The organism is Amycolatopsis sp. NPDC048633, from assembly GCF_040650695.1.
Taxonomy (GTDB): Bacteria; Actinomycetota; Actinomycetes; order Mycobacteriales; family Pseudonocardiaceae; genus Amycolatopsis.
In genome coordinates this window covers 790,432-803,424 of sequence record NZ_JBEZHS010000001.1, presented here as the reverse complement: position 1 = coordinate 803,424, position 12,993 = coordinate 790,432, and the positions used below count along the sequence as shown (strand labels likewise).

Sequence of the window (12,993 nt, the reverse complement as noted above, 5' to 3'; positions counted from 1 at the left end):
GAAGGACTGCTTTAGGGACGCCGGACGGCGTCTTCGGCACCGTACCCGGCGGAGCTGACCGGGGTCGCCGCGCCATTGACCGAGTCGAGGCTTTCGAGCAGGTGCTTCCCGATCAGCGCGTCCTCCGGCAGTGCGATCGGGTACTCGCCGGAGAAACACGCCGTGCACAGCCGCGACTTCGGCTGCTCCGTGGCCGCCACCAGGCCGTCCAGGGAAATGTAGCCCAGGGAGTCGGCTCCGATCGAGCGCCGGATGCCGTCGAGGTCGACGCCGTTCGCGACCAGCTCGGCCCGCGACGCGAAGTCGATGCCGTAGAAGCACGGCCAGCGCACCGGCGGCGACGCGATCCGGACGTGCACCTCGAGCGCACCGGCCTCCCGCAGCATCCGGACGAGCGCGCGCTGGGTGTTGCCGCGGACGATCGAGTCGTCCACCACGACCAGGCGCTTGCCGCGGATGACGTCGCGCAGCGGGTTCAGCTTGAGCCGGATGCCCAGCTGGCGGATGGTCTGCGACGGCTGGATGAACGTGCGCCCGACGTAGGCGTTCTTCACCAGGCCGGTGCCGTAGGGGATGCCGGAACCCTGCGCGTAGCCGATCGCGGCCGGGGTGCCCGACTCCGGCACCGGCATGACGAGGTCGCCCTCGACCGGCTGCTCGAGTGCGAGCCGGCGGCCGATCTCGACACGGGTGGCGTGCACGCCACGGCCGGCGATCGTGGTGTCGGGGCGGGCGAGGTAGACGTACTCGAAGACGCAGCCCTTGGGGTCCGGGCTCGCGAACCGGGAGGAGCGCAGGCCCTCGGCGTCGATCGCGATGAGCTCACCCGGCTCGACCTCGCGAACGAAGGACGCGCCGACGATGTCGAGGCCTGCCGTCTCGCTCGAGACGACCCAGCCGCGCTCGAGCCGGCCGAGCACCAACGGATGCACGCCGTGCGGGTCACGCGCCGCGTAAAGCGTGTTCTCGTCGGCGAAGACCAGGCAGAAAGCGCCCTTGAGGGTGGGCAGCAGCTCCATCGCAGCGGCTTCGATGCCCTTGTCGGCGGCGTTCGCCGCGAGCAGGCCGCAGATCAGGTCGGAGTCGCTCGACGAGCCGGTCAGGCCCGCGTGCGGCTTGAGCCCGGCGGCGATGGTGCGCTCCCGCAGCTCGGCCGTGTTGACGAGATTGCCGTTGTGCGCGAAGGAAAGTCCGCTGCCGGTCGCGGTGGTGCGGAAGATCGGCTGGGCGTTCTCCCAGATGGTCGCGCCGGTGGTCGAGTACCGGCAGTGCCCGACGGCGATGTGCCCCTGCAGCGACTGCAGGATCTGCTCGTCGAACACCTGGCTCACCAGGCCGAGGTCCTTGAAGACCACGATCTGCGAGCCGTCGGAGACGGAGATGCCGGCGGCCTCCTGGCCCCGGTGCTGCAGGGCGTAGAGGCCGTAGTAGGTCAGCTTCGCGACTTCTTCCCCGGGAGCCCAGACGCCGAAGACGCCACACTCCTCACGGGGTTCCGGTTCGGGCTGGTCGGACACGAGCTGCGGGTCGGAAACCACCGAAGGTGCTCCCAGGAAGACGTGGTCAGGCCGATTTCAGTGTAGACGGTGCGGACATGAGTCAGGCCCCGCCCGACGTGGTACTGACCACTTCGGACAGGGCCTGAAGCCTTCATGTCTAGCAAGCATCCGGTAGCGAGAGGATCTCCGTGAGCACCTGGGCGCCTTCGCCGCGGCGGCGCCACAGCCAGCGCTCCGGCTCGAAGATGTTCTCTTCGGTACCGGGCATCCGGGTCGCCTCGACGTCGTCCTCGGCGTTGAGCCGGACCACGTCCACCACGTCGTCGTGCACCCGCACGCCGACGACGGCGAGAACCTCGCCGCGCTCGTCGGCGGGGTGGACGAACTGGTAGCCGCGAGCCACCAGTTCCTGCAGTCCGGTTTCGATGTCGAAGACGGGAGCGACGGCCTCAGCCGAGGACATCGTCGAATTCACCGTCCTTCGCACCGGCCAGGAAGGCAGCCATCTCCGCGCGCGTGTAGACGAGCGCCGGACCGGTCGGGAACCGCGAGTTGCGCATCGCGATCTCGCCGCCGGTCAGCGGCGCGACCTCGACGCAGTTGCCCACAGCACCGCTGTAGCTCGCCTTGCGCCACTCGGCCCCGACCAGCCGATCGGCCGGGATGCCGTTCTCGAATCGCTCAGCCATGGTCCCACCTCTCGATGCGGAAAACCTTCGGGGCACTGCATCTGCATGTGCATTTGCCCGCGTATCGGAGGCTAGCACGTGTGCCTGCAACGGTAAATGCACGTGCAGAATTTCTTGCAAAGTTCGCGGACGGTGAAGAATCGCCAGGTCACGCTTCACCTATCGGGTGATAGATAGCAACTCGAACGGGTTAATAGCTACGAGTAGTTACCGCTCATCGGGGCATAGCTGAGGGCCGCCAGCGGGCCGTGGCGACTGTCGGTGACCACTCACCGGGCACACGTGGCCACCGGCGAACCGGTTCACCAGGGGTGTTCTCAGATCTCCGCGCGCCGCTTCGCGAGCAGGGCGCGGCTGCGCTCCGGCGTCTCGGAGTCGACCGCCAGCATGTCCAGCGCGCGGCTGTACTTTTCGATCTCTTCGCGCTTCTCGATGTAGTGCGCGCCGGTGAGGTACTCGACGTACGCGATGTTCGGCAGTTCCGGCTCGCCGAACCGCAGCAGCGAAAACGCGTGCTCCGCGGACAGCCCACTCCGGGAGAACGGCAGAATCTGCACCGACACGTGCGCCATCGCGCTCATCTCCAGCAGGTATTCGATCTGCTGCTTGAGCACCTTCATCCCGCCGATCGGCCGGTGCAGGACGGACTCGTCGAGCACCATCCACACCCGGGGCGCGTCCGGCCGGCTGAACATCTTCTGCCGCCGCATGCGCAGCGCGACCAGCTGGTCGACGCGCTCGTCGGCCATCTCCGGGCGGCCGTGGCTGAAGATCGCCCGCGCGTACCCCTCGATCTGCAGCAGCCCCGAGACGTACAGCGGCTCCCAGATCTGGATCCGGGCCGCGGCTTCTTCGAGGCCGACGAGGTCGGTGAACCAGTTGGGCATCGTGTCGCCGAAGCGCCGCCACCAGCCCGGTTCGTTCGACTGCTTGACCATGTCGAGGAACGTCTGGCGTTCCGTCGACTCCTCGACGCCGTACATCGTCAGCAGGTCGGTGACGTCGCGTTCCTTGAAGCCGACCCGGCCCAGTTCCAGGCGGCTGATCTTCGACTCGGACCCGCGGATGTTGTACCCGGCCTGCTGGCGGGTGATGCCGGCCTCTTCGCGGAGTCGGCGAAGCTGCGAGCCCAGGATCATCCGGCGCGCCGTGGGGCCGATGTTCTGTTCACCTGCGGACGCGTTCACCGCGTTCATTACCGGACCTTCCGCGCTCACGTCACCAGGGGGTTCTAGCCCGACTACCGAAAGTACACGCTAGGCCGTCCTGCGCAAAGAGGTGACCCGGTTTACCGCATGCGTGTGGAGTCCTACTGTACGTAGAGTACGAGACTTTCGACACAGAACTTGCGAGGTTCAAGATGCCCGACGCCGCGACCCGGACCGAACGAGTTCCTGTAGGAGTCGACCCGACCCGAGCGAGCATCGCGCGCGTCTACGACGCCTTCCTGCTGGGTAAGGACAACTACGAGATCGACCGGGAGGTCCTGCACAAGGTGCAGGAGGCCGCGCCGGAGGCACAGGACCTGGCGTTCGAAAACCGCGGTTTCCTTATTCGTGCCTGCCGGTTCCTCGCGAGCCAGACCGGGATCACCCAGTTCCTCGACCTCGGATCCGGCCTGCCGACGGCGGAGAACACCCACCAGGTCGTCCAGCGGATCAACCCGGAGACCAAGGTCGTCTACGTCGACAACGACCCGGTGGTCCTCGCGCACGGCCGCGCGCTGCTCGAAGAGAACGAGCACACCCACTTCGTCGCCGAAGACATCTTCGAGCCGCAGCGGATCCTCCAGAACGAGGTCGTCCGCGAGCACATCGACTTCACGCAGCCGCTCGTGCTGCTGCAGATGGGCACGCTGCACCACTTCAAGGGCGACCACGACCGGCCGGCCGAGATCATGAAGGAGTACGTCGACGCGCTGCCGTCCGGCTCCTTCGTCGGGCTCAGCCACTTCTCCGACCCCGAGAACGAGGACTCCGCGACCGCGCGCCGCATGGAGGACTTCTTCGTGCACAGCCCGATGGGCTCCGGCACGTTCCGGACGCGGAAGGAGATCGAGGCGCTGTTCGCCGGCCTCGAACTGGTCGATCCCGGTGTGACGCTGTGCGCCGACTGGTGGCCGGACGGCCCGCGGCTCAAGGAGCTCAACGTCGCGCAGCGGACCATCTCCGGCGGGGTCGGCCGCAAGCCGTAGCCCTCGCCCTCGCCCCCGCGTCCGTCAGATCCGGATCAGGGGGAGCCAGTGGGAAAGGTCGGCCCGGGTGCCCGATGCGGACACCCGGCCGTCCGCCACGGCCGTGGTCCAGTCCAGCCGGCCGGTAGCCAGTTCGAGCCACGTCCGCGGGTCCGTCTCGATCACGTTCGGCGGAGTGCCGCGGGTGTGCCGCGGGCCGTCCACGCACTGCACCGCCGCGAACGGCGGCACGCGGACCTCGACCGTGCGGCCCGGCGCGTCGGCCGCGAGCGCGCGCAGGCTGAGCCGGACCGCGGCGGCCAGCTCCGGCCGCGCCGGATCGGACGCGTCGCCTTGCAGCCACGGGGAAATCGCCAGCACCGCCGCACGTAACTGTCCGGGGTCGACCGAACGCGAAGAGGCCATGGGCAAACAGTAGAGTGGCGCACCAAGAGTTTTCAGGCACACCCGAGAACGTGGGGATTGACGATGGCGCAGCGGGACGAGGCAGATCGGATGGTTTCGCAGCAGCCCACCGGAAGCGGGGCCGATCGCCCCGGCAAGCACAGCAAGCACAACCGCGCCGCGCGGCGCGGCGGCCAGCAGGCCCGGCGCTCCGGCAAGCACGGCACGCCCGAGATCACCACGGAGATGCGCGCGAACGCCCGCGCCAACCCCGACAGCTGGCTCTACGTCATCGACGAGGCCTTCGACCCGAACGGTCCGGTGCCGTCGTGGGCGGTCGTCGGCGCCTACCCGGTGAACGGCGCGGGCGACGTCGTCGCCGACTTCCACCCGAACGACCGCTACCGGCCCTCGCCCAAGGCGCTCGGCTTCCCGGAGCCGTCGAACGACCTCGAGCAGCTGCTGCAGCTCGTCCGCACCGAGCACCGGCCGCCGTCGGACCTGCCGAAGGTCGTCCTCGACTCGACGCTGTTCGTCTACGCGATGTCGCCGGTGCAGCGCACGGTCATCGGCTTCCACAACACCGACGGCCGGGTCATGGTGCCGGCGTACACGCGCAAGGCCCTGGTGCCGCGCGAGTGGCCGCACGCCCGCGCCGTGGTCGGCCGCGACATCGTCGGCCTGCTCGGCGGTCACCCGGTCGCGATCAACCCGCACGACCTGATCACGGCCGTCGTCCCGGCCGAGCACCTGCTGAAGGCACTGGCCGACGAAACGCGCTGACCTGCGGGTTTAACTCCATCGGGTGACCACCCGAGTCGCCGATCCGGCGACTCGGGTGCATGGTGAGGCTGGAAAAGACTCACGAGACCGGTGGGGAGCATGAGGGTGAACCGTCTTTCGCTGCTACCCCTTGCCGCCGCCGTCCTGCTCGTCGCCGGACAGGCGCCGGCGACGGCCGCGGACATCTACGCCGACGCCGAGGACCACTACGCCGGTTCGCAGATCGCCAAGGTCGAAGGCGTCGACGCGGTGCCCGGCGTGCTGTACGCGACCGACGACCAGCAGCTCGGGCACGACGTCAGCGGCCACCAGGGCCCGGTCGACTGGTCCGGCGCGGCGCGGACGGGCGCGAAGTTCGTCTACGTCAAGGCGACCGAGGGCACCGGGTTCGTCAACCCGCAGTTCGCCCAGCAGTACAACGGGTCCTACGACGCCGGCCTGATCCGCGGCGCCTACCACTTCGCCCGGCCGGACATCTCCGACGGCGCGTCGCAGGCGCGGTACTTCCTCGCCCACGGCGGCGGCTGGTCGGCCGACGGCCGGACCCTGCCCGGCGCGCTCGACGCGGAGTACAACCCGTACGGCGAAACCTGCTACGGCAAGGACGCGGGCGGGATGGTCCGCTGGCTCAGCGACTTCTCCGAGACCTACCGCGCGGCCACCGGCCGGTACCCGACCATCTACACGTCGACGAGCTGGTGGAAGCGCTGCACCGCGAACAACGGCGGTTTCGGCGGCAACCCGTTGTGGATCGCCCGCTACAACACCTTCGTCGGCGAGCTGCCCGCCGGCTGGAGCATCCACACGATCTGGCAGTTCGCCGACCGCGGTTCCCTGCCCGGCGACCAGAACTGGTTCAACGGCCCGGCCGACCGGCTGCACGCACTGGCGCTGGGCTGAACGGCCCACCCATCGAGTAATAGGTGTTAACCAGTCACCAATTGAAGATCGACTTCCCGGGAAAATCACCCACACGTATACCCAATTTCACGGAACTGAGTGACAAACCCCTGGTTCGTCCTCAACAATCGTGCGCGGGCGGCTACCTGCAGTAAGCCGCCTTCAGCGAGGGTATCTGTGAAGGGATTCAACGATGTCCACTTCCCGAAGAGGGCGGTTGTTCGCCGCCCTGGTCGTCCCGGCCACGCTGCTCCTGCTCGGCAGCACGGCCCAGGCGACGACCTTCTCCCCCGAAGTCGACCCCGTGGCCGCGATCAACGCGGACATCGCACAGCACAACCACGAGCTGGGGTCGCAGATCCGGCGCGTCGAGGGCGACAAGTCGACCCCGGACACGCAGAAGGCGGCGCAGCAGCCGCAGCCCGCCCAGGCCATCCCCGGTCAGGTGCTGGCCACCGTCGCCGGCATGGACGTCGCCAGCTACCAGGGCAACGTCGACTGGGCGAACTGGTGGAACCAGGGCAAGCGGTTCGTCTGGACCAAGGCCACGGAGAGCACCAGCTACACGAACCCGTACTTCGCGCAGCAGTACAACGGCTCCTACAACCAGGGCTTCATCCGCGGCGCCTACCACTTCGCGACCCCGAACACCGCGAGCGGCGCGGCGCAGGCGAACTACTTCGTCGCCCACGGCGGCGGCTGGTCCAAGGACGGCAGGACGCTGCCGGGGGCCCTGGACATGGAGTACAACCCGTACGGCGCGACCTGCTACGGGCTGAGCAAGGCGGCGATGACGTCGTGGATCCTCGACTTCCACGACACCTACCACGCCAAGACCGGCCGCTACCCGGCGATCTACACGTCGACGAGCTGGTGGAACCAGTGCGTCAGCGGTGACTTCTCCAGCACCGCCCCGCTGTGGGTCGCGCGGTACGCGTCTTCGGTCGGCACCCTGCCCAACAACTGGAGCGTCTACACCGTCTGGCAGTACACCTCGAGCCCGCTCGACCAGGACACCTTCAACGGTGCCTACGACCGGCTCCAGGCCCTCGCCAACGGCTGACCCGCACCGCCGGCTCCCGGATCGTGTCGACTGTGACAACCGGGGCTCCGCCCCGGGCCGGGGGCTCCGCCACCCGGAACCCCCGAAACGCAGTTTCGCGTCGCCCGGCCCGGGAGCCGGTTTCATGCCGTACCGTCCGAGCTTGCACAATGCTGCTCACCACGTCCTGGGGGAACCACACGGGCCTTGCGGACGTCGGAAGCGCACGAACACCCAGCGCCCGGAAGGCACGAAAGATGACTTACCCGCCTCAGCCGGGCCAGCCCGGTCAGCCCGACCCGTACGGCCAGCAGCCCCAGTCCGGTGGCTTCCAGCCGTACCCGCAGCAGGGTGGGTGGGACCCCAACCAGCAGCAACAGCCTTACCCGACGCAGCAGTACCCGCAGGGCTGGGACCCGAACCAGCAGCAGCAGGGCTACCCGTCGGGCGGGTTCCCGGCGGGCCAGCAGCCGCAGTGGGGTGACCCGAACGCCCAGCAGCAGCAGGCGTGGGGCGACCCGAACGCGCAGCAGCAGTCGGCCTGGGCGGACCCGAACGCGCAGCAGTACGGCCAGCAGGCCTGGGACCCGAACCAGGGCCAGGGCGGCCAGATGGCGGGCTGGGACCAGTCCGGGGGCTACGGCCAGGGCTTCGGCGGGCCGCCGGCGCCGCCGAAGCAGGGCAAGACCGGGCTGTGGATCGCCATCGGCGCCGTGGTCGTCCTGCTCGCCGCCGTGGGGATCACCGGCTTCGTCGCGCCCGGCTTCTTCCTGTCCAAGGACGACAACAACACCGCGGCCCCGCCGGCGACGAGCACCTCCGCCAAGCCGACGACGCCGAAGACGACCCCCCGCAAGTCGACGACGCCGACCACGAAACCGTCGTCGCCGAGCGGTTCGGGCGCGGACGCCAAGGTGGTGCTGCAGGGCTTCATCGACAAGCTGAACGCGGGCGACACCCCCGGCGCGCTCGCGCTGGGCTGCTCTGACTCGAAGGACCTGCTCGACTCGTGGCTCAAGACGTTCCTCAAGCCGCCGCTGCAGCTGCAGCTCGGCGAGGTGCCGGACGACGAGTTCCTCGTCGAGGGCCAGGTCACCGGGACGTCGGCGGGCAAGAACGTCAAGGGCACGCTGAGCGCGACGAACTTCGACGACAAGGGCTTCTGCGTCAGCACCATGCTGGTGTCCTGAGCGGGTGAAGCTGTGGCGATCACCGCTGGCGTGGACGTTCTTCGCGTCGGTGGTCCTGCTGGTGGGGGTCGGCGGCTGGCTGCTGGCCGACCCCGCCACCAGCCGCAGTGACGCGCTGAAGACCGGCGGCCTGGCCGGCGGCGCGATCGTGGCGCTGTACGCGCTGTGGCTGAACGACCGGCGCCGCCGGGTCGAGGAGCGCCGCCAGGACATCGAGCGGCAGCGCCACGAGCTCGAGTCGCAGCGCGCGGAGCAGGACCGCGAACGGGTGGCCGACGAGCGGTTCGCGAAGGCGGTCGAGCTGCTCGGGCACGCGGCCGACCAGGTGCGCGTGGGGGCGCTGCACGCGTTGGCGGGGCTGGCGCGCAGCCGGCCGGAGTACACGCAGACGGTGCTGGACGTGCTGTGTTCCTACTTGCGGCGGCCATTTTTGTACACGCGACCCACGGGTGACGACAAACCGAATCCGGAAGAGGAGCGCGAACTCACGGTCCGGCTCACGGCGCAACGGCTGATCACCGACCTGCTGCCCGGGCGGGACGAAGAAGGCCCGGCGTACGACCTGGATCTCACCAGCGCGACGCTGGAGTACTTCGACCTGTCGGGCAAGCTGATCGGCGGCCTGCTGCTGCGGTACGCGTCCCTGCGCAGCAGCACGAACTTCAGCGGCTGCCGCTTCAAGCGCCGGGTGTACCTCACCGCCGCGGGCACCGAGGACGGCCGGCTGGTGGGCTACTTCCGTTGCCGTGGCGCGGTCTTCGAGAGCCACGCGTGGTTCAGCGGAACGGTGTTCACCGAGGACGCGGAATTCACGGAGACGAAGTTCGCCGGGAAGACCACGTTCAAGGACGCGAAGTTCGCCAAGGACGCGGTGTTCACCGACGTCGTCGCCACCGGCGAGCTCGACCTGCGGCGAACGCGGTTCGAGGGGCAGACCGACTTGCGGTTCGCTTCGCTGCCGGAATCGGTTTCGCTGTACAACACCCGGGTTCGGGCGGAGAAGGACGTTCAGTTGCCGGCGGCTTGGGCGCAAGAGGAACTGCGCGACGGAGACTCGCGGATCGTCTCGAAGGTGGGCAAGTGAAACGCTTCCCACCTTTGGCCGCCGCGTTCCTGCTCAGCGCCGTCGTGTTCGCTGGTGTGCTGGTGTGGCTGCTCGCCGATCGCGGAACCAGCCGGGGCGACGCGCTCAAGACGGCGGGGCTGGCCGGTGGTGCGGTCGCGGCGTTGTACGGGCTGTGGCTGAACGACCGGCGCCGGCGCACCGAAGAGGATCGGCACGAGCTCGAACGCGGCCGGATCACCGACGAGCGGTTCGCGAAGGCCGTCGAGCTGCTCGGGCACCAGGCCGACCAGGTCCGGGTCGGCGCGATCCACGCGCTGGGCGGAGTCGCGCGCACGCGGCCCGACACGTACACGCAGACCGTGCTCGACGTTCTGTGCGCGTACTTGCGGCGCCCGTTCGACCACCCCGAACTCGGCCAGGTCGACGATCCGGCCGCCGCCGAGCGGGAGTTGCAGGCCCGGCGCACTGCCCAGAGGGTGATCCGGTCGCTGCTGCCGGACGCCGGTGCGGCCGGGCCGGCTTACTCGCTCGACCTCTCCGGCGCCCAGCTCGACCGGTTCACCCTGTCGGAAAAGCTGGTGGGCTTGCTGGGCGCACAGCGGACGACAATCGTCCACGGCGCGTCGTTCACGGACACGTCGTTCTCGGGCTCGGTCTTCTTCACCGGGGCGAGCGTGCACGGGCCGGTGAAGTTCGTGCGGACGACGTTCGGTTCCGGGACGGGCTTCCGCGACTTCACGGTGCACGACGAGGTGGTCTTCGCCGACGTCGGCTTCGCGATAGCGCCGGACTTCGCCAAGGCGAACTTTCCCGCCGGGACCGAACTGCCCTGAGCAGCCCCCGTTTTCCACGCTAGCGGAGGGCACCGACAGTTCTCGGTGCCCTCCGTCAGCTGTCCACAGGCGTCAGTTGAACAGGGCCGGGAGCGTCTTCTCCCAGACTTCGCGCAGCTCGTCGAGCGTGAACTCCGTGATGCCCTGCAGCTCCAGCGTTCCCGAGTCCGGGTCCACCACGCCCGTCTTGCGCCACGGGAGGCCGCGCGCGGTGCACATCTCCGTGAACCGGAGCTCCTCCGTGCGCGGGACCGCCACCAGCACCCGGCCCGACGACTCGGAGAACAGCTGGACGAACGGGTCCTGGCCGTCGTCGAGGAACACGCGGGCGCCGCACTGTCCGATCAGGACGGTCTCGACCAGCGTCTGGATCAGGCCGCCGTCCGAAAGGTCGTGCGCCGCCGAGATCATGCCGTCGCGGGAGCCCGCCACCAGGATCTCGCCCAGCAGCTTTTCGCGGGCGAGGTCGACGCGCGGGGGCACGCCGCCGAGGTGGCCGTGGAGCTCGCGGGCCCACGCCGAGCCGTCCAGCTCGTCGTGCGTTTCGCCCAGCAGCAGCAGGGTTTCGCCCGCCTCCGCGCCGATGCCCGTCGGGATGCGGCGGGTCACGTCGTCGATCACGCCGAGGACGCCGATCACCGGCGTCGGCAGGATCGCCGTCGAACCCGTCTGGTTGAAGAAGCTCACGTTGCCGCCGGTGACCGGGATGCCGAGCTCGACGCAGCCGTCCGCGAGACCGTGCACGGCCTGCTCGAACTGCCACATCACGCCCGGGTCGGTCGGGGCGCCGAAGTTCAGGCAGTCCGACACCGCCACCGGCGTCGCGCCGCCCGTCGCCACGTTGCGGTACGCCTCCGCCAGCGCCAGCTGCGCGCCGCGGTACGGGTCGAGGTAGACGAACTTGCTGTTGCAGTCCGTCGCCACGGAAACACCGCGGCCGCTCGACTCGTCGATCCGGATCATGCCCGAGTCGGACGGCTGCGAGAGCACCGAATTACCGCGCACGTACCGGTCGTACTGCGAGGTCACCCATTCCTTCGACGCCTGGTTGGGCGAGGAAATGAGACGAAGCACGTCCGCCCGCAGTTCGTCCGAAGTGGACGGACGCGGCAGCGAAGCCGACGTGTCCGCGACCAGGGCGTCCTGAAAGGACGGACGCTCGATCGGCCGGTCGTACACCGGGCCCTGGTGCGCCACGGTGTGCGCCGGGACGTCGACGACGACCTCGTCGTTCCAGGTGATGACCAGGTGCTCGCCGTCGGTGACCTCGCCGATGTCGGTGGCGATGACGTCCCACTTGCGGCAGACGGCCATGAACGCCTCGACGTTCTCCGGCGAGACGACCGCGCACATGCGCTCCTGCGACTCGCTCGACAGCACCTCCGCCGGCGTCATCCCGGTGGCGCGCAACGGAACCCGGTCGAGGTAGATGTGCATGCCGCCGTCGCCGGCCGCGGCCAGCTCGGACGTCGCGCAGGACAGCCCGGCGCCGCCGAGGTCCTGGATGCCGACCACGAGGTCCGCGGCGAACAGCTCGAGACAGCACTCGATGAGCACCTTCTCGGTGAACGGGTCGCCGACCTGGACGCTCGGCAGCTTCTTGCGGCCGCCCGAGGATTCGTCACCCGAAAAGGTGTCACTCGCCAGGACGGAAACGCCGCCGATGCCGTCGAGGCCGGTGCGCGCGCCGAACAGGATGATCTTGTTGCCGGTGCCGGACGCGAACGCCAGGTGCAGGTCCTCGACGCGCATCGCGCCGACGCACAGCGCGTTCACCAGCGGGTTGCCGGCGTACGACGGGTCGAACACCAGCTCGCCGCCGATGTTCGGCAGGCCGAGGCAGTTGCCGTAGCCGCCGACCCCGGCGACGACGCCGGGCAGCACGCGCTTGGTGTCGGGGGCGTCGGCCGGGCCGAAGCGCAGCGCGTCCGAGACCGCGAGGGGGCGCGCGCCCATGGCCATGATGTCGCGGACGATGCCGCCGACGCCGGTCGCGGCGCCCTGGTACGGCTCCACATAGGACGGGTGGTTGTGGCTCTCCACCTTGAAGGTGACCGCCCAGCCCTCGCCGATGTCGACGACGCCCGCGTTCTCGCCGATGCCGGCCAGCATCTTGGCCTTCATCTCGTCGGTGGCGGTCTCCCCGAAGTACCGCAGGTGCTTCTTGGAGGACTTGTAGGAGCAGTGCTCGCTCCACATCACCGAGTACATGGCCAGCTCGGCGTCGGTGGGCCGGCGGCCGAGGATTTCCCGGATGCGGGCGTACTCGTCGTCGGCGAGCCCGAGCTCGCGATAAGGCTGGCTGTGGTCCGGGGTCGCCCCGGCGCGCTCGGTGGTGTCAACGGTGCTGGTCACGGTGTCCGTGTCAGGGTTCGCCACGGCCGCCAGGATACGGGGCGCACCCGGGCGCTCC

At 69.2% G+C, this 12,993-nt stretch carries 13 protein-coding genes; 7 read left to right on the top strand and 6 right to left on the bottom strand.

Going from position 1 to position 12,993, the window contains the following annotated elements; genetic code table 11:
- Nucleotides 1-11: 11 nt before the first annotated feature.
- From purF to AB0C38_RS03985, 4 genes are all read right to left on the bottom strand, one after another.
- Nucleotides 12-1,538 carry an amidophosphoribosyltransferase gene (gene purF / locus AB0C38_RS04000; protein WP_360666062.1) on the bottom strand — a complete coding sequence of 509 codons (1,527 nt, stop codon included), beginning with the start codon at nt 1,536-1,538 and terminating at the stop codon, nt 12-14.
- A gap of 118 nt (nt 1,539-1,656) precedes the next feature.
- Nucleotides 1,657-1,962, bottom strand: a complete 306-nt coding sequence (locus tag AB0C38_RS03995; protein ID WP_360666060.1) for a hypothetical protein — start codon at nt 1,960-1,962, stop codon at nt 1,657-1,659.
- Nucleotides 1,949-2,188, bottom strand: a complete 240-nt coding sequence (locus tag AB0C38_RS03990) for a DUF397 domain-containing protein (protein WP_360666057.1) — start codon at nt 2,186-2,188, stop codon at nt 1,949-1,951. The genes AB0C38_RS03995 and AB0C38_RS03990 overlap by 14 nt, the downstream gene beginning before the upstream one ends.
- 317 nt (nt 2,189-2,505) lie before the next feature.
- A complete protein-coding gene (locus AB0C38_RS03985; RefSeq protein WP_360666054.1) occupies nt 2,506-3,384 on the bottom strand; it encodes a helix-turn-helix transcriptional regulator in 879 nt (292 codons plus the stop codon).
- Nucleotides 3,385-3,548: 164 nt separating this feature from the next.
- Between AB0C38_RS03985 and AB0C38_RS03980 the strand changes: the two genes are divergently transcribed.
- Nucleotides 3,549-4,382 (top strand): SAM-dependent methyltransferase, encoded by an 834-nt coding sequence (locus AB0C38_RS03980; RefSeq protein ID WP_360666051.1) that lies wholly within the window; start codon nt 3,549-3,551, stop codon nt 4,380-4,382.
- Between the two features lie 24 nt (nt 4,383-4,406).
- Here AB0C38_RS03980 and AB0C38_RS03975 read toward each other — a convergent pair whose 3' ends face one another.
- A complete protein-coding gene (locus AB0C38_RS03975) occupies nt 4,407-4,787 on the bottom strand; it encodes a sterol carrier family protein (RefSeq protein WP_360666048.1) in 381 nt (126 codons plus the stop codon).
- A 57-nt stretch (nt 4,788-4,844) separates the two neighbouring features.
- On the opposite strand from AB0C38_RS03975, the gene AB0C38_RS03970 reads away from it, so the two are divergent.
- From AB0C38_RS03970 to AB0C38_RS03945, 6 genes are all read left to right on the top strand, one after another.
- Complete coding sequence (locus AB0C38_RS03970; RefSeq protein ID WP_360666045.1) at nt 4,845-5,549, top strand: type VII secretion system-associated protein; 705 nt, start codon at nt 4,845-4,847, stop codon at nt 5,547-5,549.
- A 99-nt stretch (nt 5,550-5,648) separates the two neighbouring features.
- Nucleotides 5,649-6,449, top strand: coding sequence for a lysozyme (locus AB0C38_RS03965; protein ID WP_360666042.1), 801 nt, complete (start codon nt 5,649-5,651; stop codon nt 6,447-6,449).
- Nucleotides 6,450-6,642: 193 nt separating this feature from the next.
- Nucleotides 6,643-7,512 (top strand): lysozyme, encoded by an 870-nt coding sequence (locus AB0C38_RS03960; protein ID WP_360666039.1) that lies wholly within the window; start codon nt 6,643-6,645, stop codon nt 7,510-7,512.
- 236 nt (nt 7,513-7,748) lie between these two features.
- Nucleotides 7,749-8,681, top strand: coding sequence for a hypothetical protein (locus AB0C38_RS03955; protein ID WP_360666037.1), 933 nt, complete (start codon nt 7,749-7,751; stop codon nt 8,679-8,681).
- 4 nt (nt 8,682-8,685) lie between these two features.
- Nucleotides 8,686-9,765 carry a pentapeptide repeat-containing protein gene (locus AB0C38_RS03950; protein WP_360666034.1) on the top strand — a complete coding sequence of 360 codons (1,080 nt, stop codon included), beginning with the start codon at nt 8,686-8,688 and terminating at the stop codon, nt 9,763-9,765.
- Entirely contained in the window at nt 9,762-10,580 is an 819-nt protein-coding gene (locus tag AB0C38_RS03945) for a pentapeptide repeat-containing protein (RefSeq protein WP_360666032.1), read from the top strand. Before AB0C38_RS03950 ends, AB0C38_RS03945 begins: the two co-directional genes overlap by 4 nt.
- Before the next feature lie 72 nt (nt 10,581-10,652).
- On the opposite strand, the gene purL is transcribed toward AB0C38_RS03945, so the two are convergent.
- Entirely contained in the window at nt 10,653-12,935 is a 2,283-nt protein-coding gene (gene purL, locus AB0C38_RS03940; RefSeq protein WP_360667484.1) for a phosphoribosylformylglycinamidine synthase subunit PurL, read from the bottom strand.
- Nucleotides 12,936-12,993 lie beyond the last annotated feature (58 nt).

Coding starts and splice junctions, on each gene's coding strand:
- AB0C38_RS03995 (WP_360666060.1), bottom strand. CDS start 1,962: ATGTCCTCGGCTGAGGCCGTCGCTCCCGTCTTCGACATCGAAACCGGA.
- AB0C38_RS03990 (WP_360666057.1), bottom strand. CDS start 2,188: ATGGCTGAGCGATTCGAGAACGGCATCCCGGCCGATCGGCTGGTCGGG.
- AB0C38_RS03985 (WP_360666054.1), bottom strand. CDS start 3,384: ATGAACGCGGTGAACGCGTCCGCAGGTGAACAGAACATCGGCCCCACG.
- AB0C38_RS03980 (WP_360666051.1), top strand. CDS start 3,549: ATGCCCGACGCCGCGACCCGGACCGAACGAGTTCCTGTAGGAGTCGAC.
- AB0C38_RS03975 (WP_360666048.1), bottom strand. CDS start 4,787: ATGGCCTCTTCGCGTTCGGTCGACCCCGGACAGTTACGTGCGGCGGTG.
- AB0C38_RS03965 (WP_360666042.1), top strand. CDS start 5,649: ATGAGGGTGAACCGTCTTTCGCTGCTACCCCTTGCCGCCGCCGTCCTG.
- AB0C38_RS03960 (WP_360666039.1), top strand. CDS start 6,643: ATGTCCACTTCCCGAAGAGGGCGGTTGTTCGCCGCCCTGGTCGTCCCG.
- AB0C38_RS03955 (WP_360666037.1), top strand. CDS start 7,749: ATGACTTACCCGCCTCAGCCGGGCCAGCCCGGTCAGCCCGACCCGTAC.